This is a genomic window from Hymenobacter sp. IS2118 (assembly GCF_000715495.1).
Taxonomy (GTDB): Bacteria; Bacteroidota; Bacteroidia; order Cytophagales; family Hymenobacteraceae; genus Hymenobacter.
Genome location: NZ_JNLX01000139.1, coordinates 1 through 22,816, shown reverse-complemented (window position 1 = coordinate 22,816; position 22,816 = coordinate 1). Strand labels below are relative to the sequence as shown.

General features: G+C 59.4%; 15 protein-coding genes and 1 pseudogene. 12 read left to right on the top strand and 4 right to left on the bottom strand.

Annotated features, from left to right (window positions below):
• Positions 1–751 (top strand): annotated as a pseudogene (locus GM79_RS25495) (ISLre2 family transposase); the annotation flags it as partial.
• Positions 752–1,599: 848 nt separating this feature from the next.
• Here the strand turns inward: GM79_RS25495 and GM79_RS13330 are convergent.
• Complete coding sequence (locus GM79_RS13330; RefSeq protein WP_152559988.1) at positions 1,600–4,062, bottom strand: M1 family metallopeptidase; 2,463 nt, start codon at positions 4,060–4,062, stop codon at positions 1,600–1,602.
• Between the two features lie 97 nt (positions 4,063–4,159).
• On the opposite strand from GM79_RS13330, the gene GM79_RS13325 reads away from it, so the two are divergent.
• The 9 genes from GM79_RS13325 (at position 4,160) to GM79_RS13285 (ending at position 16,489) form a co-directional block, all read left to right on the top strand.
• Positions 4,160–4,771, top strand: coding sequence for a DUF1684 domain-containing protein (locus GM79_RS13325; RefSeq protein ID WP_035564668.1), 612 nt, complete (start codon positions 4,160–4,162; stop codon positions 4,769–4,771).
• A 197-nt stretch (positions 4,772–4,968) separates the two neighbouring features.
• The gene (gene pheT, locus GM79_RS13320; RefSeq protein WP_035564666.1) at positions 4,969–7,404 is read left to right on the top strand and encodes a phenylalanine--tRNA ligase subunit beta; all 2,436 of its coding nucleotides are present in this window, start codon (positions 4,969–4,971) and stop codon (positions 7,402–7,404) included.
• Positions 7,405–7,657: 253 nt separating this feature from the next.
• The gene (locus tag GM79_RS13315) at positions 7,658–10,678 is read left to right on the top strand and encodes a M16 family metallopeptidase (RefSeq protein WP_051718874.1); all 3,021 of its coding nucleotides are present in this window, start codon (positions 7,658–7,660) and stop codon (positions 10,676–10,678) included.
• A gap of 290 nt (positions 10,679–10,968) precedes the next feature.
• Positions 10,969–11,265: a hypothetical protein gene (locus tag GM79_RS13310; RefSeq protein WP_035564664.1), complete on the top strand. Its 297-nt coding sequence runs from the start codon at positions 10,969–10,971 to the stop codon at positions 11,263–11,265.
• Between the two features lie 38 nt (positions 11,266–11,303).
• Complete coding sequence (locus tag GM79_RS13305) at positions 11,304–11,597, top strand: cell division protein ZapA (protein ID WP_035564663.1); 294 nt, start codon at positions 11,304–11,306, stop codon at positions 11,595–11,597.
• A 202-nt stretch (positions 11,598–11,799) separates the two neighbouring features.
• Positions 11,800–13,416 (top strand): ribonuclease Y, encoded by a 1,617-nt coding sequence (rny, locus tag GM79_RS13300; RefSeq protein WP_410471183.1) that lies wholly within the window; start codon positions 11,800–11,802, stop codon positions 13,414–13,416.
• Positions 13,417–13,509: 93 nt separating this feature from the next.
• Positions 13,510–14,475 carry an N-acetylmuramoyl-L-alanine amidase gene (locus GM79_RS13295; RefSeq protein ID WP_035564658.1) on the top strand — a complete coding sequence of 322 codons (966 nt, stop codon included), beginning with the start codon at positions 13,510–13,512 and terminating at the stop codon, positions 14,473–14,475.
• A 79-nt stretch (positions 14,476–14,554) separates the two neighbouring features.
• Positions 14,555–15,793: a pyridoxal phosphate-dependent aminotransferase gene (locus GM79_RS13290; protein WP_035564656.1), complete on the top strand. Its 1,239-nt coding sequence runs from the start codon at positions 14,555–14,557 to the stop codon at positions 15,791–15,793.
• 27 nt (positions 15,794–15,820) lie between these two features.
• Positions 15,821–16,489, top strand: coding sequence for a cytochrome b/b6 domain-containing protein (locus tag GM79_RS13285; RefSeq protein ID WP_035564653.1), 669 nt, complete (start codon positions 15,821–15,823; stop codon positions 16,487–16,489).
• 77 nt (positions 16,490–16,566) lie between these two features.
• On the opposite strand, the gene GM79_RS13280 is transcribed toward GM79_RS13285, so the two are convergent.
• Positions 16,567–18,921: a M1 family metallopeptidase gene (locus GM79_RS13280; protein ID WP_035564670.1), complete on the bottom strand. Its 2,355-nt coding sequence runs from the start codon at positions 18,919–18,921 to the stop codon at positions 16,567–16,569.
• Between the two features lie 183 nt (positions 18,922–19,104).
• A complete protein-coding gene (locus GM79_RS13275; protein WP_035564652.1) occupies positions 19,105–19,698 on the bottom strand; it encodes a HupE/UreJ family protein in 594 nt (197 codons plus the stop codon).
• Between the two features lie 520 nt (positions 19,699–20,218).
• Between GM79_RS13275 and GM79_RS24935 the strand changes: the two genes are divergently transcribed.
• A complete protein-coding gene (locus GM79_RS24935) occupies positions 20,219–20,698 on the top strand; it encodes a hypothetical protein (RefSeq protein ID WP_152559987.1) in 480 nt (159 codons plus the stop codon).
• A gap of 56 nt (positions 20,699–20,754) precedes the next feature.
• Here GM79_RS24935 and GM79_RS24305 read toward each other — a convergent pair whose 3' ends face one another.
• Positions 20,755–20,940, bottom strand: coding sequence for a hypothetical protein (locus GM79_RS24305; RefSeq protein ID WP_235184061.1), 186 nt, complete (start codon positions 20,938–20,940; stop codon positions 20,755–20,757).
• 807 nt (positions 20,941–21,747) lie between these two features.
• Between GM79_RS24305 and GM79_RS13270 the strand changes: the two genes are divergently transcribed.
• Positions 21,748–22,809, top strand: coding sequence for a transposase (locus tag GM79_RS13270; protein ID WP_035562095.1), 1,062 nt, complete (start codon positions 21,748–21,750; stop codon positions 22,807–22,809).
• The last annotated feature ends 7 nt before the right edge of the window (positions 22,810–22,816 follow it).

Here is a 22,816-nt window from a genome sequence, read left to right as displayed (position 1 = left end):
TGAAGCCGCCCCAGCGGGCATCGTCTATGCGCAGGCCGACGGGGCGATGCTGCTCACCGACGAGGGGTACAAGGAAGCCAAGTTGGGCCGCATTTTTGCCGCGACGGCCTTGCAAACGAGCGTGGTCGAGGAGCGCGGCGGGCACATTGCCGCGTCGATTTTTGTGGGCCATCTGGGGACGGCAGCCGCGTTTGGGGACAAATTTGCGGCGCAACTCGCCCCCTACAAAGACCAGGGGCGCGACCTGGTTTTTATCAGCGACGGGGCCATTTGGCTGCGCCAGTTCATCGAAAAAACCTGTCCCCGGGCCACGCTGATTTTGGACTTCTACCATGCCATGGAACACATTGGCCAGGCCGGCAAGGCGTGTTGGGGGAGCGGAAAAGCGGCTTCCGGCTGGTTTAAAGAACAACGCAAGCTACTGCTGGACAGTAAATTAGACCATGTCTTAGCCCATCTAAAGCAGCTCGCCATCGCCCCGGCCCTGTGCGAATCGGTCTGTGCTTACCTCGAAGCCAACCGCGACCGGATGGATTACAAAGCCTACCGCAAACGCGGCTTGTTGATTGGCTCGGGTGCCATTGAGGCCGCCCACCGCACGGTGATGCAACGCCGCATGAAGCGGGCGGGCCAACGCTGGGGCAAAAACGGCGCCCAACGCGTCTTGACCCTGCGCGTCTGCGCCATGAGTAACCGATGGCAACTGGTGCGACAGCAAATTGAACCCTTCAATCCCGCAAGAGAGGCCTAGCGACAATTTGAATTGCACCCCCTCCGAGAGTCGGGTCAGCAACGTCTCCACCGTCGCTTGCACCCGGTCGACGTTACCCGCCAGGCGGGTCTTGGCGTCCTCCGCTTCTTGCCGAATCTGCTGTTCCTCCGCCTCATCTTCCGCCATGCTTAACTGAAACTCCAAGCCTTCTTCTTCCGGGTACGTATCCATCTCGTAAAGCGAGGAAATATCCACGCCCGTTAGCCGCCCAATTTGGTCTAATTCCGGCTCTTCCATACTGCCGTTATTACGTCGACACATCAAGTTGCAGAAGGTGCGGCTCAGGCTGTGGGCACGCCAATGCTCCTCGTTCCACTCGGTATTTTGGAGTACGGGGTGGTCGGTCTGCAAATGAATGTCTAGGCCCATAGAAGGGATTGATGCTGGTGCCACAAACCTAATTCAGAAAATAGCATCTCGTTTCCTAATCACAGTCCGAAACCTCCGTCAAGTCTGCAAATTGCGGGTTTCGGCCCCGTAAAAGTTTAAGAAACTGGTTCACCGTTCAAGGTTTAGCAAACCAGTTGCTGCGTTGAATTTTGCTAGCCCCGTCCCAATAGCTGTAGCAGGACAAGCATACCACGCAGAGTATAGACTTGTTCCCGAATAAGCAGAAACGAAAAAATCGAGTCATGCTGAGCTTGTCGAAGCATCTCTACCGCGCAACTAATCCAATCGACTCAACGAAGCGGTAGAGATGCTCCGACAAGCTCAGCATGACCGTCGATTTTACACTTTTCTGTATTTAGGAACAAGTCTTATAACTCCGCTCCAGTGAGCCTTCTGAATACAATTCCGAAAGAGCAGCTCTCCTTCAAGCAACACCTCTACTTAGCCGCCCGAATAGCCCCTACCGCCTGTTCGACCAACGCCGCCGCTTCCTTTCCATTGGGCCGCGTGGCCTGGCGCTCCTGAATCTGCCGCAACAGGCCAATGAGCCGCTCCGAATCAACAAACTTGATGTAGGCAACCGTGAGGTCTTTGATGCGGGCGATGCCCTGCGAGAGCGCCGTTGGGTCATCGAGGCGGCCGAGTATGTCAGCGAGGCCGGGCAGCATCTCGAACCGGCCGGGTGGGTTGGCGGCGTCGTATTTGGCCAGCATCAGCGGCCACTGGCTTGGGCCGCCTGCCTGGCCGTACACATTCACCATCGCCACCGTGAGCGGGCCTTTGTGGTCGGTTTCGAAGGCAGTGGCGCGCGCCAGGGCCTGGGCGGGGTTCAGCGCGGCCATGCCCTGCAGAGCCGCCCCCTGCACGCGGTACGACGGGCTGGCCAGCGCCCGGCTGAAAACCGGGGCGTAACGCGGCTCCTTGAGCGCGGCCAGAGCGGTAAGAGCGGCGGCCTGCACCTGCACCGCGGCATCAGTTGCGGCGAGTTTCGCCAGCTGCGGGGCCACGGCCCGGCGCCGGGCGGCGTCTTTGAGGTCGAGCAGCTCGATGGCCATTTCGCGCAGCGCGGCTGATTTATCGTCCAGGCCGGCCAGCAGCAGGCGCTGCGCTGCTGGGTTGGTGGGTTGAGTTTGGGCGGCGCGTAGGGCTTCGCGGCGGTCGAGGTAGCGCGGGGCGTGGCGGTACTGGTAGGCGAACTCGGCCAAGGACTTTTGGTCATCCTTCTGCCAGACAAGCACTTTTTCCGCGTCCACGTTCACCAAATCGGGCTTGGTTGCGGCGGGGAAATACAGGGTATCCACGGCTTGGCGCAGGGTGGCGGCGTAGCGCCGGGCGCGGCCGTTGGTGTACACGTCTACGGCGAGGGGTAGCACGTAGGGCGCACCGGCCTGGGTTTGGCGCACGATTACGGCCTGGCGCTGGCGTGCCGCGTCCCACTGGTAGGCAATGGTGACTATGGGGTGGCCCGCCCGGTAGTACCACTGGTCGAAAAACCAGTTCAGGTCCTGGCCCGAGGCGGCTTCCAGCGCCAGCCGCAGCTGGTGGGGCTCGCCGGTGCCAAAGGCGTTTTGCTTCAGAAACTGCTGCAGGCCCTGGAAAAACACGTCCTCGCCCAAATAGGCCCGCAGCATGTTCAGGATATTGCCGCCTTTCTGGTAGGTCACGGCGTCGAACATCTCGTCTTTTTCGCGGTACTGCGGGCGCACCAGCGGCTTGCTGAAATTGCCGGAATTGCGGAAGTAGGTGCGCAGGCTGAGGTCAGCCTGCTGCTGGCCGGCATCGGGCCCATACTCGTGTTCGGCCCACAGCACCTCGCTGAAGTTGGCGAATGATTCGTTGATGGTCAGATTGCCCCAGCTTTCGGCCGTCACGTAGTCGCCGAACCAGTGGTGGAACAGCTCATGGGCAATTTCGCGCTCCACGCCGGCGTACTGCCAGTCCAGCAGTTCGCGGGCCGAGCCCTGGGCCTGCTCGCCAAAGAGCGAAGCCGTGGTGTTTTCCATGGCCCCGGCCACAAAGTCGCGGCACACCACCTGGCTGTACTTGCTCCACGGAAAATCCACGCCGAGGCGTTGCGAGAAAAACTCCAGCATGCGCGGCGTCTTGCCGAAAATGGCCCGGGCCTGGGGCGCGTATTGCGGCTCCAGGTAGTAACTCACCTCCTTGCCGCGCCACGTGTCTTTGGTGATGCGGAAGTCGCCCACGGCCATCATAAAGAGGTAGGGCGCGTGCGGCTGGTCCATTTTCCAGGTGTCGGTACGCAGGCCGGGGCCGGCGGGCGTCTGGGCTACCAACAGGCCGTTGCTGAGCGTGACGTACTTGCTGGGCACGGTCATGCTGATTTCCTGGGTGGTTTTCTGGTTGGTTTCGTCGATGGTGGGAAACCAGACCGAGTTGGCATCGGGTTCGCCCTGCGTCCAGATTTGCACCGGCTTGCCGGAAATGGCGCTGTCCGGGTTGATGAAGTACAGGCCCTTGGCCCCGCGAATGGCCGCCCCGCCCTGCGTGCCCAGCTCGTCGGGCTTGGCCGTGTATTCGAGGTACACGGTGTAGGCCTCGCCCGCGGGCACCGTGCGGCCCAGCCGAATGAGCAGCTGGCGCTGGTTATAGTCGTATTTGAGCGGCGTGGTGGTGCTGCCCTGCACCAGCGCCACGGCTTTTATGTCCATTCCTTTGGCGTCGAGGCGCAGGGTGTCGGTAGCTTGTGCCTGGGGCTTGAGAGTTACCCATTCGCGCCCGTACAGATAGCGTTTGGCGTAGTCAAACTTCACGTCGAGCCGGGTGTGCACCAGCAGATTGACCTGGCGGACGGCGGACCGAAACGGCACCGGCGCCAGCGGCTGGCCAACGGTCGGCACGAGGATACCCAGACACAGGACCAGCAGCAGGAATTGGCGCATGAGGTAGAACAAGCGAGTACCAGTGGCGGTATTCGAGGCCAAAGATGCCGCCCCATGTGCCCGGGGTTGCCTACCTTTTCAAAAAAAGTATAGCCGCATGATTAAAAAAATTGCCATTGCCGTCGCCGTAATAGGAATTATTTTCTATTCCCTCAACGACACGAAACTTGACATTAGCACCTACGCCGCGCAATTAAATAAAGCCCGCAAAGAAAAAAATAAAGCTTTCCGCCAAGGCGAAAACTCACCCCTCGTCGCTGACGAAAAGGCCAATTTTGATAGTCTGAAGTACTATCCGGCCTCACTGGAATTTGTAATTAATGCTACCGTGGCCCGCAACGAAACGCCCGATACGGTAACCATGCAAATGAGTGATAACCGCACGGAGAAATATTTAAATTGGGGAAAAGCTAATTTCACCATCGACAAAGCCGCGCAGCAACTGACGCTTTATTTAAAAGCCACTGGCACCGATTCCACGCTATTTATTCCCTTCACGGACCTTACCAACGGCCGTGAAACCTACGGCGGCGGGCGCTACCTCGACGCGCCCATTCCCAAGCTCAACGTGGCCGAGCTGAAACTGGATTTCAACGCCGCCTACAACCCGTTTTGCGCCTACAACAACGAGTACAGCTGCCCCGTCCCCCCTACCGACAACCGCCTCAAAATTAGTATTCCGGCCGGCGAGAAGTCGTACCGGGAGTAACCCCACGGCCCCTCCCCTCCGGGAGAGGGGTGCCAAATGCAGAAATCGTTGAACGCACCCCTCTCCCGGAGGGGAGGGGCCGGGGGCGGGGTCCCCCGAAGAGGGCGATTCCCTTTCACCTGCTTTCCCGGCCTTTGTACCTTTGCCTTGCTTATCAACGCGGTTGATAACTGCTCACTGCTAACTGTTCACTGAAAATGCGCATCTCCTTAGACTGGCTTAAAACCCTCATTCCGACCGACAAACCCGCTGCCGAAATCGGCGCCCTGCTCACCGGCTCGGGCCTGGAAGTGGAGAGTCTGGAGGAATTGGAAAGCATTCCCGGCGGGCTGCGCGGCGTAGTGCTGGGCACCGTGCTCACCCGTGAGGCCCACCCCGATGCCGACAAGCTGAGCCTGACCACCGTGGACGTGGGCGACGGCACCCCGCGCCAGATTGTATGCGGCGCCCCCAACGTGGCCGCCGGCCAGCGCGTGGTGGTGGCCCTGGAAGGCGCCATGCTGCACCCCGCCCAGGGCGAGCCCTTCAAAATCAAGAAAAGCAAAATCCGCGGGGCAGCATCCGAGGGCATGATTTGCGCCGAGGACGAAATCGGCCTGGGCCAGTCGCACGCCGGCATTATGGTGCTGGAAACGGAGCTGCCCAACGGCACGCCTGCCGCCGATTACTTCGGCCTGGGCTCCGATACGGTGTACGAAATCGGCCTCACGCCCAACCGCGCCGATGCCGCCTCGCACTACGGCGTGGCCCGCGAGCTGCGTGCCCTGCTCGGCCAGCCCTGCCACCTGCCCGATGTGAGCGGCTTTGCCGCGCCCGCCTCAGCCGCTGCGAATATTGAGGTGGTGATTGAAGACGCCACAGCCTGTCCGCGTTACGCCGGCCTGCTGCTGGAGAACGTGCAGGTGGGCCCGTCGCCGGAGTGGCTGCAGCGCCGCCTGCGCAGCATCGGCCTCTCCCCCATCAACAACGTGGTGGACGTGACCAATTTCGTGCTGCACGAGTTGGGCCAGCCCCTGCACGCCTTCGACGCCGACCAGATTACCGGTGGGCAGGTTCGCGTCAAGCGCGCCGAAGCGGGCGAGAAGTTCATTACGCTGGACGGCATCGAGCGCAGCCTTAAAGCCGAAGACCTGGTGATTGCCGATGCCAACGGCGCGCCTATGGCGCTGGCCGGCGTATTTGGCGGCAAGACCTCGGGCGTGAGCGAAGGCACCACCCGCGTGTTTCTGGAAAGCGCCTATTTCGGCCCCGCCGCTGTGCGCCGCACTTCGCAAACGCATAACCTGAAAACCGATGCCTCGTTCCGCTTCGAGCGCGGCACCGACCCCAACATGGTGCTGGTGGCGCTACAACGGGCGGCGCTGCTGCTGCACGAAGTGGCCGGCGCCACCGTGGCCGCGCCCATCGTGGACGAGTACCCCGCGCCCGTGCTGCCGGCCACCGTGCGCCTGCGCCTGCCCCGCGTGGAGCGGCTGGTGGGCCAGTACATCGCCCCCGAGCGCATCCGCCAGATTCTGACGGACCTGGAAATTGAAATCACCGAAGAAAACCCCGATGCCGGCGACCAGGACACCTGGACGCTGACCGTGCCGCCCCACAAAGTGGACGTGACCCGCGAAGCCGACATCATTGAGGAAATCCTGCGGATTTACGGCTACAACAACGTGGCCCTGCGGCCTAACAACTCGGCCTCGTTCCTGGCCCGTTTCCCGAACCCGGACCCCGAGGTGACCCGAGTAAAAATCGCCTCGCTGCTCAGCGGCCAGGGCTTTTCGGAGATACTCACCAACTCGCTCACCAACTCGCAGTACTTTGATAAAGAAGGCGAAGCAGATAATTCGCTGGTGCGCATTCTGAACTACAACAGCGTGGAGCTGAATGCCATGCGGCCTACGCTGCTGCATTCGGGCCTGGAGATTATCCGGCACAACCTCAACCGCCGCCAGCGGGACTTGAAGCTGTACGAATTCGGCAAAGTGTACGCACAGAACGAGAACGGCAAGTACTCGGAAAAGAACAAGCTGGTGATTTACCTGACCGGCAACGCTGCTAGCGAAACCTGGCAGCAGAAGTCGGATAAGGCCGCTTTCCACGATTTGGCCGGGGCGGTGCAGCAGGTGCTGGCGGCCCTGGGCTTTGGCGGAGCGGCCTCGCAGCCGGTGCAGCACACCTACCTGGCGGGCGGCCTCGCGCTGCTGGTGCACAACCAGCCGGTGGCGCAGCTCGGTGCCGTGGCGGCCTCGGTGCTCAAGCGCCTCGACGTGACGCAGCCTGTCTGGTACGCCGAGCTGGACTGGGACGCGCTGAGCAAGAAGTACAAACCCACCCTCACGGCCCGGGAACTCTCGAAATTCCCGGAGGTGCGCCGCGACCTGAGCGTGGTCGTGGATAGCAGCGTGACTTTCGACCAGCTCCGCCAGATTGCGCAGCGCACCGAAAAGAAGCTGCTGCAAAGCGTGAACGTGTTCGACGTGTACGCCGGCGAAAACCTGGGCGCGGGCAAGAAGTCCTACTCCGTGAGCTTCACCCTGCAGGACTTCACCCAGACGCTGAGCGAGCAGGCCATTGAGCAGGTTATGCAGCGGCTTATCGGGCAGTTTGAAAAGCAGGCCGGCGCGTTGATTCGGAAGTAAGTCGCCCGATGTTAAGTGACCACAGAGGTTCGCCTGGAAACAGCCGCAGAGGTACGCGGAAACTGTTTTCAGGCGAACCTCTGTGGTTTCTTAACTCCCGGATTGTGATGCCCACGCAACTGCTACGATACGGCCGTTGCCCTTGCGCCACAAGCCCAACCGCAGCGCCAACTGCGGCGCCGATTGCAGCCGCTGCCGTAAGTTGCAGTCTGATTTCCGTCCCTCACTTCCTCTAACTCCTTTTTCTTCAAGAATGAACTTCCGTTTTCTGTCAACCCTCGGCCTGGCCCTGATTACCACGGCCAGTCTGGCCCAGCAAAAAAAGCCCGCCGCCAAGGCCGCTACCACCAAAACCACGGCCCTAGCCACCACGCCCGGCGGCACCAAGCTGCTGGAGCGCGTGACCAAGCAGCCCGGCCAACTCGTGATTCCCTACGAGAAGTACCTGCTGCCCAACGGCCTGACCCTGATTGTGAGCGAGGACCACTCCGACCCGCTCGTGCACGTCGATGTGACCTACCACGTGGGCTCGGCGCGCGAGCAGATTGGCAAGTCGGGCTTCGCGCACTTCTTCGAGCACATGATGTTTCAGGGCTCCGACAACGTGGGCGACCAGCAGCACTTTAAGCTCGTGACGGCCGCCGGCGGTACGCTGAACGGCTCGACCAACCAGGACCGCACCAACTACTACGAGACGCTGCCCAGCAATCAGCTCGAAACCGGCCTGTGGCTGGAGGCCGACCGCATGGGCTTCCTGCTCGACGCCGTGAGCCAGAAGAAATTCGAAATTCAGCGCTCGACGGTGAAGAATGAGCGTGGCCAGAATTACGACAACCGCCCCTACGGCCTCGCCAGCGAGTACATCAGCAAAACGCTGTACCCTTACGGCCACCCTTACTCCTGGCTTACCATCGGCTACCTCGAAGACCTCGACCGCTCGAACGTGGAGGATTTGAAGAACTTTTTCCTGCGCTGGTACGGCCCCAACAACGCCACCCTGACCGTGGGCGGCGACGTGAATCCCGCCGAAGTGGTGAAGCTGACCGAGAAATACTTCGGCTCCATCAAGCGCGGCCCGGCCGTGCCGGTGCAGAAGCTGGCCGCGCCCGTGCTCACCGCCGACCGCTACGTGAGCTACACCGACAACATCCGTTTTCCGATGCTGCAAATGGTGTTCCCAACCGTGCCCCACGGCCACCCCGACGAAGTGGCCCTCGACGCCCTGGCCGATATAATGGGCGGCGGCAAGACGTCGCTGCTCTACAAAAACCTGGTGAAAAACCAGAAAACCGTGCAGGCCCAGGCCTACCAGTCCAACTCGGAGCTGGGCGGCTTCTTCGATTTCATTGCCCTGCCCCTGCCCGGCAACACGCTCGAAAGTACCGAAGCCATCATCCGCAGCACGATGCAGGAGTTTGAGAAGACCGGCGTGAGCGATGAGGACGTGCAACGGTTCCGCGCCCAGACCGAAGCCCAGACCATCAATAGCCTGGCCAGCGTGAGCGGCAAGGTGAGCCAGCTGGCCGCCAACCAGACCTACTTCAACAACCCCAACCGTATAGTACAGGAAAGCAAGGCGCTCAAGGCCCTGACCAAGGCCGATGTGCAGCGCGTGTACGACAAGTACATCAAAGGCAAGCACGCCGTAATTCTAAGCGTGATTCCCAAGACCGGCGACGTGACCGCCGCCAAGCCCGATAACTACACCATCGACCAGTCGGGCTATAAAGCACCCGACTACGGCTACGACGGCCTGAAGTACGCCAAGGCCACCGACACCTTCGACCGCAGCAAGCAGCCCGGCTTTGGCGCCAACCCCGTGGTGAAAGTGCCCGTGCTCTACCAGGAAACCCTGGCCAACGGCCTGAAAGTAGTAGGAACCAAGAACAGCGAGATTCCGGCCGTGACCATGCGCCTCACTATTCGCGGCGGCCACCGGCTGGAGCAGGCCATGCCCGACAAAGCCGGCATTGCCCAGCTCACGGCTTCTATGCTGAATGAGGGTTCGGAGAAGTACACCGGCGAGGAGTTCTCGGCGGCGCTCGATAAGCTGGGCTCGTCGGTATCGGTGAACGCTGGCGACAACGAAACCACCGTGTACGTGCAGAGCCTGACCAAGAACCTGCCCGCCACCATGGCCCTGCTCGACCAGCGCCTGCTCCACCCCCGCTTCGACGCCGCCGACTTTGAGCGCGTGAAAAAGCAGCAGATGGAGCTGATTGCCAACTTTAACAACCAAGCCGGCGTGATGGCCGACCTCACCTACAACCGCCTGCTCTACGGCCAGAACAACATTGCCGGCACCGCCGTGGCCGGTACCACCACGTCGGTGGGCAGCATCACGCTCGACGACGTGAAGAATTTCTACAACACCTACTACGCGCCCAACGTGAGCTCGCTGGTAGCAGTGGGCGACGTGGACCAGGCCACCCTCAACGGTCAGCTGGGCTTCCTGAAAAACTGGGCGAAGAAGGACGTGACCCTGCCGACCGACATGGCCGGCGTGCAGCCCGACAAAACCACCATTTACTTCGTGAACAAGCCGGCAGCGGCGCAGTCCGAAATCCGGGTGGGCTACCTCACTGATATGAAGTACGACGCCACCGGCCCGTACTACAAAGCCTACCTGGCCAACTACCTGCTCGGCGGCGCCTTCAACTCGCGCATCAACCTGAACCTGCGCGAAAACAAGGGCTACACCTACGGCGCCCGCTCGGGCTTCGCGAGCACGCGCTACGCGGGTCCGTTCACGGCGCAAGCCGGCGTGCGGGCCGATGCCACGGCGGCTTCGGTGAAGGAGTTCATGAGCGAAATCACCAACTACCAAAGCGGTATTTCGGATGAGGAGCTGGCTTTCGTGCAGTCGTCCATCGGCCAGAGCGATGCCCTGAAGTACGAAACCGGCCAGCAGAAAGCCGGCTTCCTGGCTCGCCTCGTGGAGTATGACCTGAAGCCTACCTACGTGCAGGAGCAGACCGAAATCCTGAAAAACATGAAGAAGGAGGACGTGCAGGCCATTGCCAAGCAGTACCTGCCCGCCGACAAGATGTACATCGTGGTAGTGGGCGACGAGAAGCAGCTGCCCTCGCTGCAGGCCCTGGGCTACCCCGTGGTGCAGCTGGACATGGAAGGCCAAACCGTAGCCGCCGCCGCCGCGCCAGCCGCTGCCCCGATGCCGATAGAGGACCAGAAAATAAAGTCCAAAGACGAAGACGGGAGCAAATTCAAGGCAAAAACCAAAAAAGGCAAGAAGGAGAAGAAAGAAAAGTCGTAATCCTCCAGGCTTGATGCCACCGTTTGAGCGGTAGCGGAACGTCCTGCTGAGCTTGCCGAAGCCCTTTTACCGCGCGAGTATTTCATTACTTTCCTGGTAAGTGGCTTGGACAACTTCGGCAGGACGTTCTTTTTTCGACTGACACGGTTCAGCTTACTGGCCGAGCCTGCTTGTGCGGGCAGCTGGCCTTCTTTTTCAAAGCTGCCTGAGTAGTAAGTTGCAAGCCGGTTCCGGGTAAAGCGTAGCTTTCGGGGACTGGCTTTATCTTCACGCAAAAATTTATCCTGCCCGTGGCCTCCTCCCAACAGCTTGCGCAACTCGACCGCCTGGAACGGCAGATTAGCACCTTAGTGGCTGCCTATCAGCAATTGCGTGAGGAGCTGGCCGATGCCAACACCACCGTGCAGCAGCTGCGGGCCGACGTGCGCGAGCGGGACAAGCAACTCAAGGAGCGGCAAAACCAGGAAAATATTGTTAAACTTGTACACACCATAGCTGGGGAACCCACCCACGCCAACGAATTAAAACTGCGCCTCAACGAATATATCCGCGAACTGGACAAGTGTCTTGCCTATTTAAGAGACTAACCTACTGACCCTCACCCCACTGCTGTAACACCCGCTTTATGAGCGAGCTAGCTATCAAAATTCGAATTGCTGACCGGGACTATCCCATGCGCGTTGACGTGCAGGATGAGGAACGGCTGCGCCTGGCCGGGCGGCTGCTGGGCGACAAGCTGCGCGAATTCAGAGAAGGCTACGGCATACAGGACAAGCAGGACCTCCTGGCCATGATTGCGCTGGCCACTATGGCCGACCAATTGAAAGTGAGCAAGGAAAAGGACGGCACCGATGCGGCGCTGACCGAGCGGCTGGCTCGTTTCGACGAGCTGCTGGCAGGCGTGGTGCTGACGCGGTAAGTACCCGCGCGCAGCACCGCACACTCGTTGGCCCGGCAGGGCGAGCGCGGCAATCGGCCGCTCCCGCCTGTAGCCCGGGCAAAACTGTTCCCTCCAGTTATGGTTTTTACCCATCCAAAACCATAATTACATGTCACCAACCATAATGTATATCTTGCTGGCCGCGGTGGTCGCCCTTGCGGCGGGCTTCGTGCTTGGCAAGATGCTGGCCGGCAAAGCCCGGCTGGACCACGAAGGCCAGGCCACGGCCCAGGCCCAACAAATCCTCCGCGACGCCGAGGAGAAAGGCACCCGCCTCCGCGATGAGAAAATAAAGCAGGCCGACGAGCGCCTGGAGCAGTCCAAGAACAAGTTCAAGAACCTGCGCAACGAGTTTGACACCGAAAGCCGCCGCCTCAAGCAAACCCTGGAACAGGAGCTGACCGAGCGCCGCCAGGGCGTGGTGGAGCAGGAGCAAAGCATCAAGCTGCTCACCGAAACCACCCAGCGCCAGCTGGAACAGCTGCAGCGCAAGGAAGTGGAGCTGGAGAAAGCCCGCGAGAACAACCAGGCTGATACCCAGCAACTGCGCGAAAAGCTGGAAAGCCAGGCCGAAAAGCGCCGCACCGACCACGAAGAAGCCTTAGCCGAGCTCGAAGAGAAGCAGCGCGATGCCGACGAGCAGCTCCACAGCGTGCAGCGCCAGCTCGAAACCATTGCCAACCTGACCGCCGCCGAAGCCCGCGAGCAGCTGGTGGAAAGTCTCAAAAACGAAGCTCAGATTCAGGCCAGCTCCTACGTGAAGGACACCGTGGCCCAGGCCAAGCTCACGGCTACAAAGGATGCCAAGAAGATTGTGCTCGAAACCATTCAGCGCACCGCTTCGGAGCACGCCATTGAAAACTGCGTCTCGATTTTCAACATTGAAAGCGACGACGTGAAGGGCAAAATTATCGGCCGCGAGGGCCGCAACATCCGGGCGCTGGAAGCGGCGACGGGCGTTGAAATCATCGTGGACGACACCCCGGAGGCCATCATCATCTCGGGTTTTGACCCGGTGCGCCGCGAAATTGCCCGCCTCTCGCTGCACCTGCTGGTGAAAGACGGCCGCATTCACCCGGCCCGCGTGGAGGAAATCGTGGCCAAAACCCGCAAGAATATCGAGGAGGAAATTATCGAAATCGGGGAAAAAACCATCATCGACCTCGGCATTCACGGCCTGCACCCCGAGCTGATTAAGATGGTGGGCCGGATGCGCTTCCGCAGCAGCTACGGCCAGAACCTGCTGCAACACAGCCGCGAAGTAGCCAACCTTTGCGCCACCATGGCCGCTGAGATGGGCCTCGACGTGAAGAAAGCTAAGCGCGCCGGCCTGCTCCACGACATTGGCAAGGTGAGCACCGAGGAGCCGGAGCTACCCCACGCCATTCTGGGCATGGAGATGGCCAAGAAGTGGAAAGAGCACCCCGACGTGGTAAACGCCATCGGCGCTCACCACGACGAGATTGAGATGACGGCCATGATTTCGCCGCTCGTGCAGGCCTGCGACGCCATTTCGGGCTCGCGCCCCGGCGCCCGCCGCGAGATGATGGAGAGCTACATCAAGCGCCTCAAGCAGCTGGAAGAAACCGCCAACGGCTTCAAGGGCGTGAACCAGTGCTTCGCCATTCAGGCCGGCCGCGAGCTGCGCGTGATGGTGGACGCCGAGAACGTGACCGACGAGCGCGCCGCTGAGCTGAGCTTCGAAATCTCGCAGAAGATTGAGAAGGAAATGCAGTACCCCGGCCAGATTAAAATCACCGTCATCCGCGAGATGCGCGCCGTGGCCTACGCCAAGTAAGCCCAGCTATTTCCTCAGAGAAGCCCTTGCAGCAGTAGTTGCAAGGGCTTCTTTTTTACGCGGTGGCGTTGTCCAGCCGTAACTTTCCGGTCTATGCAGTCCCAATTCATTTTTCGCTCCCTGGCGCTGTGCGTGGCATTGGCCGTAAGTGCCTGCGCCGTCCAGAAAAACCCTTACGCTACCACCAACCGCTCCTACCAGCAGCAGGTGAAAGCCTACGCCGAGGCGTTGCGCGCCACGCCCGTGCCCACGCCCGGCGCCGATAGCCTGCTGATGGGCCCCTACTGGGTGGGCACCACCAACTTCAACCTGCGCAAGCCCAACATGGTGATTATTCACCACACGGCGCAGGACTCTACGGGCCAGACGCTGCGGACTTTTACGCTGCCCCGCACGCAGGTGAGCGCCCATTACGTGATTGGGCGCGATGGCCGGGTGTTTCATATGCTGAACGACTACCTGCGGGCCTGGCACGGCGGCGTGGCCCGCTGGGGCAACGACACCGACATCAACTCCTCGTCCATCGGTATTGAGCTGGACAATAACGGCCTCCAGCCCTTTGCCGAACCCCAGGTAGCCAGCCTGCTGAAAGTGCTGGCGGGCCTGAAAAAGACCTACAATATTCCTAGCGCCAACTTCATCGGCCATTCCGACATCGCGCCCAGCCGCAAGACCGACCCCAACGTGCTGTTTCCCTGGAAGCAACTGGCCGACAACGGCTTTGGCCTATGGTACGACGCCGGCCCGCTACCGAGCCCGGACCCGGCGCCTCCCCTGCCACTGGATAGCCTCGTCGCCCTGACGAGTGTCCAGGCCGGGCCGGGCCTGGTACCGGCACCGGCGAACACGGCTGTCATCGACGCGCAGCTAGCGGCGATAAACGCTCCTGTATCTAACTTCAAGCCCCAGGAAGCGCTGCGTATTATTGGGTACGACACCCGGAATCTGCCCGCCGCAATTCAGGCCTTCAAGCTGCATTTTATTCAGCAGAATGTGAATACTCCGCTAACCGACGCAGATACTCGCATCCTGTTTAATCTTTACAAGAAGTACCTGTAGGGATTCCTGCTTGCTGGCGGTAGCACTCGAGGGCCGTTAATTAGGTAGTTATCGTGGTCAAATGACTTAATTTTACTTCATGTTAAAAGTATCGCAGCGCGGGCAGGACATGCCGGTTTCGCCGTTTCGCAAGCTGGCGCCCTATGCCGAAGCGGCCCGCCAGCAGGGCAAAATTGTGTACCCGCTTAATATTGGGCAGCCCGACATTGAAACCCCCGCCGCCGCCATGGCCGCCATGCGCACCGCCGATGTGCGCGTGCTGGGCTACAGCCACGGCGCGGGCACCGAAAGCTACCGCCACAAGCTGGCCGCCTACTACCAGCGGGCTAACCTGCCCGTCAAGTTTGAGGACATTATTGTGACCACCGGCGGCAGCGAGGCCATTCTGTTCGCCCTGCTCACCTGCCTCAATCCTGGCGACGAAATCATCGTTCCCGAGCCATTTTACGGCACTTACACGGCCTTCGCCATTGCTGCGGGCGTCACTGTCGTGCCCGTCACGGCGCGCATCGAAGACGGGTTTGCGCTGCCGCCCCTGGCCGATTTTGAGCGGGTGATTACGCCGCGCACGCGGGCCGTGCTCATCTGCAACCCCAGCAACCCCACCGGCTACGTGTACAGCCGCGCCGAGCTGGAGAGCATCCTGGGCTTGTGCCAGGCGCACCAGCTGTACCTGCTGTCGGACGAGGCGTACCGGGAATTTTGCTACGATGCGCCCTACGTGAGCGCCCTGCAACTGCCGGGCGCCGGGCCCTACGTGGTGGTGGTGGATACTATCTCGAAGCGTTACAGCGCGTGCGGGGCGCGCATCGGAGCGCTGGTTACGCTGAATGAGGATGTGTACACTGCCGCCTTCCGCTTTGCCCAGATGCGGGTGAGCCCGCCCGGCCTGGGCATGCTATTGGCCGAAGCCGCCGCCGAGCTGCCCGAATCTTATTTCGACGCGAGCAAGGCCGAGTACCAGGCCCGGCGCGACCTCACCGTGGCGCGCCTGCGGGCCATGCCGGGCGTGGTGTGCCCGCGGCCCGGCGGCGCGTTCTACGTGCTGGCCCACCTGCCCGTCGACGACAGCGAAGCCTTTGGCCAGTGGCTGCTGGAGAGTTTTTCCTACGAAAACCAAACCCTGATGCTCTCGCCCGCCAACGGCTTTTACCACACGCCGGGCCTGGGCCGGCAGGAAGTGCGCATCGCCTACGTGCTCAACCGCACCGACCTGGCCGCGGCCCTCACCTGCCTGGAGCATGCGCTACGCGAATACCCCAGCCGCACCACGCCGCAGCCGGCCGCAGCTTTGGCAGCCACCACGCTGCCCTCTTAACTACTATCTGCTCCCCTATTTCCGCTCATGACGCCCACCATCACCCCAACCACCGAAGCTCCTATCAAAGACTACCGTGCGCCGCTGCGGTTCTGGCACTGGGGCAATTCCCTGCTGGTCAGCCTACAGCTCATCACCATCCTGTTTCAGGAGGTGATTGTGGACGCCCGCTCGGCCGTGCCCGAGTTTCAGGAGACCATGGCCAAGGAAAACATTGCCCTGACCGTGAAGCAAGCCAGCTCGCTCACCCACATTCTCAGCGAGCGTATCTGGGAGTGGCACATTTACTTTGGCTGGGCTATGGTGGCCTTTTTTGTGCTGCGCGTGTGGCTGGAGCTGCGCGGTCCTTCCGAGCTGCGCTTTTCGGCGCGGCTGCTGGAAGTAGCCCGGCGCTACCGCCTCGCCCCCGCCGCCGATAAAAGCGAGGCCGGCAAGGTGCTGTTTGCCAAAAGCACCTACGCCCTGTTCTACTCGTTTCTAATTGTGATGGTCATCAGCGGCGTTATGCTGATTTACCGCAACGACGCGGATTTTTTACGCAGCATCAAGCACGAGGTTGAAGAAGTCCACAACTTCACGATGTACCTCATTCTCGGCTTCTTTGTGGTGCACGTGGTGGGCGTGGTGTGGGCCGAGCTCACCAAGGACCACGGCCTTATTTCGCGCATGGTGGGCGGCGAAGCTCCCAAACGATAACCGACTGACAACGCATAAAAAAAGCGGCTCAATTGAGCCGCTTTTTTTATGCGTTGTCAGTCGGGTGCAATCATCGGTTACTGTCCACCCACGGGCTTTTGCTCCTGCTTTTGCATGGGGCTGGCTGCTTTGGCCGCCTGCTGCATGGGGTTGGCGGGGGCCTGCTGCTGCTGCTGGTACAGGTCGAAGCGCGAGGCGGCGGGCTGGCGGGGGAAGGCGTTGTTACTCTGGTCGGTGTCGGCCGTTTGCTGGAAAGGGTCGAGCACAAAAGAAATAACGGGCTTGCTGGTCACCATTACCTTGGTCACCTTCTCGTTGTTTTTGCGCCAGATTTCGGCGGGAATGGTCTGAATTTCCTTTGAGTTGTCGGCGTAGGTGAGCTGCACGATGACGGGCATCACCAAGCCGCCCAGGTTGCGCAGGCTCAGCTCGTAGAAGTACTGGGGCTCGGCGGCCAGGCGCTGCTGCTGCTCGGGGCTCAGGCCGGCGCGGTAGGCGGCGTAGCGCTGCTGGTCGGCGGCGGTCACGGCCAACGGGTTGTAGGCGTTGTAGAAGTCCTTGAGCTCGGGCTTTTCGTCTACCAATGTGCTTTTCAGGTCAGTGGCGTTGCGCTGGGCCGAGATGGAGGGCGCCGCTGCGGCCTGCAGCTGCTGGAGGCGGGCCTTTTCCACGGCCGGGTCGCCGGTGCTCGGGGTGTAGGATTTTACCGATTCCAGGGCCAGGTCGGTGTAGTCGGTGGTGTAGAACCAGCCGCGCCAGAACCAGTCCAGGTCCACGGCCGAGGCGTCCTCCATGGTGCGGAAGAAGTCGGCCGGCGTGGGGTGCTTGTAGGCCCAGCGCTGGGCGTAGGTCTTGAAGGCGTGGTCGAAGAGCTCGCGCCCCATCACCGTCTCGCGCAGGATGTTGAGGGCCGTGGCGGGTTTGCCATAAGCGTTGTTGCCAAACTGCAGGGCCGACTCCGAGTTGGTCATAATCGGCGACTGCAGCGTTTTGTCGGTCTTCATGTAGTTGACCATGTTGCGGGGCTCGCCGCGCGACGACGGGTAGTTACGCTCCCACTCCTGCTCGGTGAGGTACTGCACGAAGGTGTTCAGGCCCTCGTCCATCCACGACCACTGCCGCTCGTCGGAGTTGATAATCATGGGGAAGAAGTTGTGGCCCACTTCGTGGATAATCACCGAAATCATCCCATATTTCCGCTGCGCCGAGTAGGTACCGTCCTTTTCGGGACGGCCGCCGTTGAAGCAAAGCATGGGGTACTCCATGCCGCCCACCGGGCCGTGCACCGAGATGGCTACCGGGTATTCATACGGAATGGTGAACTTGGAATACGTCTTGATGGTGTGCGCCACCACTTCGGTGGAGTACTGGCCCCACAGTGGGTTGCCCTCTTTGGGGTAGTAGCTCATGCACAGCACGGGCTTGCCGCTCTGCTTGATTTCCATGGCATCCCAGATGAACTTGCGCGAGCTGGCCCAGGCAAAGTCGCGCACGTTTTTGGCGGCGTACACCCAGGTTTTGGTGCCGGTGGCACGGCCGGCTTCGGCTTTCACCGCCTCTTCCTGACTCACGATGAGCACGGGCTTCTTGGCGTTTTTGGCTTGCGCGAGGCGCTTTTGCTGAGTGGCGGTGAGTACCTGCGACGCGTTCTGCAAGGTGCCGGTGGAGGCTACTACGTGGTCGGCGGGTGCGGTGATGCTCACCTTGTAGTCGCCGAAGGGCAGCGTGAATTCGCCGTTGCCGAGGAACTGCTTGTGCTGCCAGCCCTGGTTGTCGGAGTACACGGCCATGCGCGGGTAGAACTGCGCAATTTCGTAGAGGTAATTCTTATCCTCGGGAAAGTACTCGTAGCCGCTGCGCTGGTTTTCCTTCAGCTGGTCGTTGATGTTGTAGTGCCACTTCACGTTGAAGGAATAGGACTGGCCGGGCCGCAGGGGCGAGGGCAGGTCTACGCGCATCATGGTGTGGTTAATCACCGTTTTGAGGGTCTTGCCGTCGCGGCCGGTCACGGCATCAATCTTGAAACCGCCGTCGAAATCCGCCAGCATGGCTTCCATTGATTGGAAGGTCATACGGTCCTGCAGCTGGCTTACTTCCGTGGCCGTGGTCATGGAATTCTTGTCCAGAATGTTCTGGTCGAGCTGCATCCAGATGTAGGGCAGCACGTCGGGCGAGCGATTGGTGTAGGTGATGGTTTCGCGGCCCGTGATGGCTTGCTTGGCGTCGTTGAGCGTGACCTGGATGTCGTAGTCGGCCCGCTGCTGCCAGTATTCTTTGCCGGGCGCGCCGCTGGCCGTGCGGTACACGTTGGGGGTGGGCAGCAGCGTTTCGAGCTGCGCAAATTTGTCGGTGCCCGAGTTGGTGTTCTGCGCTAAAGCCGGTTGGGAACCCGCTAAAGCCAGCACCAAGCCGGCAAATAGAAAACGACGCATGGAAAAAATGTAAAGAGAAAAAAGCAGTTGAATCAATAGCAGAGAAAGGCGTCGAAGATACGCCAGGGTTGCGGCAGGTTCGCCAAATACTTATCAGGCTGTGTGAAAGCGCGCTGGCCCCGCCGAAAGCATGACACGCCGCCTCTACCGCGAAAAGAGCCGGCCGGCGAGAGCCCCCCTTCATTAGGGCCATAGCTGCTGCACCAGCAGCACCGTGGCAATGCCCAGCGCGGCACCGCTTGTGGTGAGCAGCCAGTCGCGGCGCGCCACGCGCACGGCCTGCAGCAGCACCAGGCCCAGCAGCAGAATGAGCACCACCACCAGCATCTGTCCCAGCTCCACGCCCACATTGAAGGCGAACAGCTCCAGCACGGGCCGGCTGTTGTTGCCCAGCAGCGACTGCAGGTAATTGGAGAAGCCCAAGCCGTGGATGAGGCCGAACACCAGGCCCAGGGCGTTAGGAGCGGCGGCCAGCACCGGCTCGCGCGGCCGCAGCACCCGGTTGGTAGCGCGCAGATTGGCCAGCGCCGTGACAATGATGGTAACCGGAATCAGCGCTTCGATAAGGGTGCGGTCGAATGCCACGATGCCCAGCGTGGCCAGGGCCAACGTGAGCGAATGCCCCACCGTGAAACTAGTGACCAGTACCAACACCCGCCGCCAATCGGCCAGCACATAAGGCGCGCACAGCGCCAGCAGAAACGTGAGGTGGTCGGCCGCGCGCGGGGTGCAGATGTGCAGGAACCCAAGCTCGAGGTAAGTCTGAAAAACGGACATGCGGCAAATCTACAAGGGAGCAGCGTACCGCGAACCTGGCACCTGGCAAGGCCATAACGCTCCCCTTGGTTGTATGGCAGTAGAGAAAAATCCCACTCAGCGCATGTACCAGAGTAATACTACGCTCAAACCATTTGTTTGTATGCGTCTGGTTGTGAAGGCCAACAGTCCCCGCGCCCCGGCCGCCACCCCAGCGGTACCAGTAGCAATAGTTTATCCAAGTGTACTTGTGGTTTAATGTAAATTGTGCGGTACTAAGAGCCTGTTAAAATTTGTAACCGGCTGAAAAACATAAACTTGTCATGCAAGTGCATGCCATTCAAATGCTTGAGTTTTTTCACCAAGCTCTTCACGACTGCGCTAGACGGTATTCAAAAATTTACAAACAACCCCAATCGATTTTATTATTTGATTGTCAAGTGTTTACAAATTTTAACAGGCTCTAAACCTTCGTAGACTTAAAAGTAATTTATATATTTTTATTAAATTACATAGTCTTTAGAAACAAACGTCGTGTGTTATGAGAAACCTCATGCTTTTGTTGGCCTTACTGCTGGTGGTCGGTCTGACTTGCCGTGCCCAAGCGTTGAGTAGCCCGGCACCGATTAATAGGGTTTTCACTCGCGCAGATACGCTTCAGGCTTTGCATACGCTCTTCCGTACAGGCCGTACATGGGGCAAAGCGCTAACTATACTTGCACCAGTCACAATTGGAATGGTGGGATATGCAGGCTCTAAAATGGACTTGGGTGGTTACGACATTTTATCAGGCAGCAGTACTGACCCAAACGGCTACACTTACGCCGCTATATTTGGTACCCCGGTTGCCATCACGCTTTCACTAGTTGGTCCGTTATCATGGAAAGCTAATGCTAAATACATGGAGCAAGAAACCATCCGAGACTATGAACAACGCCGGCCTTTAAGCAAACGGGTTCAACGACGGTTGCACAATCAATTAGAACGCATGACGATGTATACAAATATGCCAAATCGATAGAAGAAGCCCCGCCGACTTCACGCCAGCGGGACTTTCCCATTCAAAACAGACCAACCTTAAACCGCTGGCATCTCCACGTTCTCAAACCGCCTGCTGCCGTCCTCCAGCACCGCTTCTACCACGGCGTCCTTGCTCACGCGACCTGACAAAATATCTTTCGACAGTTCACTCAGAATTACGCGCTGTAATACGCGCTTCAAAGGCCGCGCACCGAACTGCGGGTCAAAGCCAGCTTCGCCCAGGAAATCCAGGATTTCACTCGTGGCTTCGAGTTAGATGCCAGCTTCGGCCAAGCGCTGCTGGACTTGCCGGAACCAGATAAATACGCCCCCCCGCTCCCCGCGCCCCGGCCGCCACCCCAGCGGCGAGAGTAACTAAAGTTTCTTGAGTTTCTGCTCACAGCAGCCCCACGCGTCCCGCCGCCGTGGCGGCCGCGGCCAAAATAGCGGGCGTTTCGGCACACGTGACTCAATGTAAGGGTAATTCCGCCTAAATCGTGGAGTTAAAGCTTGTATCCAATGAGTATAGCGAATGGGATACCATCCCTACTACCCATTGTACCTAATATCCCCTTATCAAGAAAAAAGCATCTAACTTTTTTACCGTCCGGATAAATCAAAACGATATGTTCAGAATCTAGGGATTCCCAGTGCATAGTGCCATTGCTGTCAGTTCCTGTACCATTTATATGAAGGACAAGAACTGGTTTCTTGTCCTTGTCTACATATGTCCCCGTGAATCCCCCAAGTATTCCACAACCTGACAGCAAAAAAACCAAGCATGTAATCCAAAAAATATTTTTCATGTTATTTCCTTCTCAAAAACTCTCCAAAGAACCATGCAATAGCTGAAACAACGGTGCAAATTATCACGACAACATAGATTACACTCTGAACTTCATACCCATATTTCAAAACAAAGAACATTATTGACAAAAACAAACCCAAGACAATGAATGGCTTTATTTTATTGAAGAACAAAGCGTAAATATCTACCGAATTTACAACCTGATGTTACGCAGTATTTTTCCGTTCTAACTACCGTTTTCGATGGCCTGCACCCTGGATTTGTACACGGATTATCTCATCAGCTCGACGGGCCAAACTTCGGCTACGGGCCTCTCACGCCTGTTCGATGGGCAGCTTAGTCACGACCAGGTGACGCGCTGGCTCAGCAGCGTACACTTGGATTCACGCCAGGTCTGGGGCCATGCCAAACCGCTGATTCGGCAAACCGAGCGGACGTTGGAAGCAGCCGATTTTGCTGTTCTTATCGTCGATGATTCTATTTTGGAGAAGGCCCACACCGATGCCAATGCCCTGCTCTGTACCCATTACGACCATAGCCTGGGGCGGTACGTGAAGGGGCTCAATTTCGTGAGCCTGCTCTATGTGGCCGGTTCGCTCGCCGTGCCGATTGCCGTGGAGCTGGTGGAGAAAACGCAGGCCGTAACCGACCCTAAAACCCAGAAAGTGAGTCAGAAAAGCCCGCTGACGAAAAACGAGATGCTCCGCGCCATGTTGCGCGTGGCCCAAGAGCAAGTGGCCTACGGCTACCTGCTGGCCGACAGCTGGTATGCCTCGGCTGAGAACATGAACCAGGTGCGCGCGTTGGGCCACGACTTTATTTTTGCCCTGCCCACCTCGCGCACCGTGGCCCTGAGCGAAGTGGGGCGCGGCAATGGGGAATTCCAGGCCCTTGATACGCTGGCTTTCCCGGATGGGCAGCCCTTGCGCGTCTGGCTACGGAGCGTCGTGGAGGCGGTGCTCGTGGTCCGGCAAGTCTTTACAAATAAGGACGGTTCGCAGGGCGTGTTATATCTGGTGAGCAGCGATACGAATTTGACCGGGGAACAAGTGACGGTAATCTACCAGAAAAGGTGGAAAATCGAGGAGTACCACAAATCGCTCAAGCAAAACACGTCGATGGGCAAGTCGCCTACGAAAACCATCGATACGCAGGCCAATCATTTCTTTTCTTCCATCCTGGCCTACATCAAGTTAGAGAAGATAACCCGACAATTAGGCATTGGTCATTTTCGCCTCAAAGCCCAACTTTATTTGCGCGGACTCAAAGCCATGCACTACGCGTTAACCAAAATGGCTGCGTAACATCAGT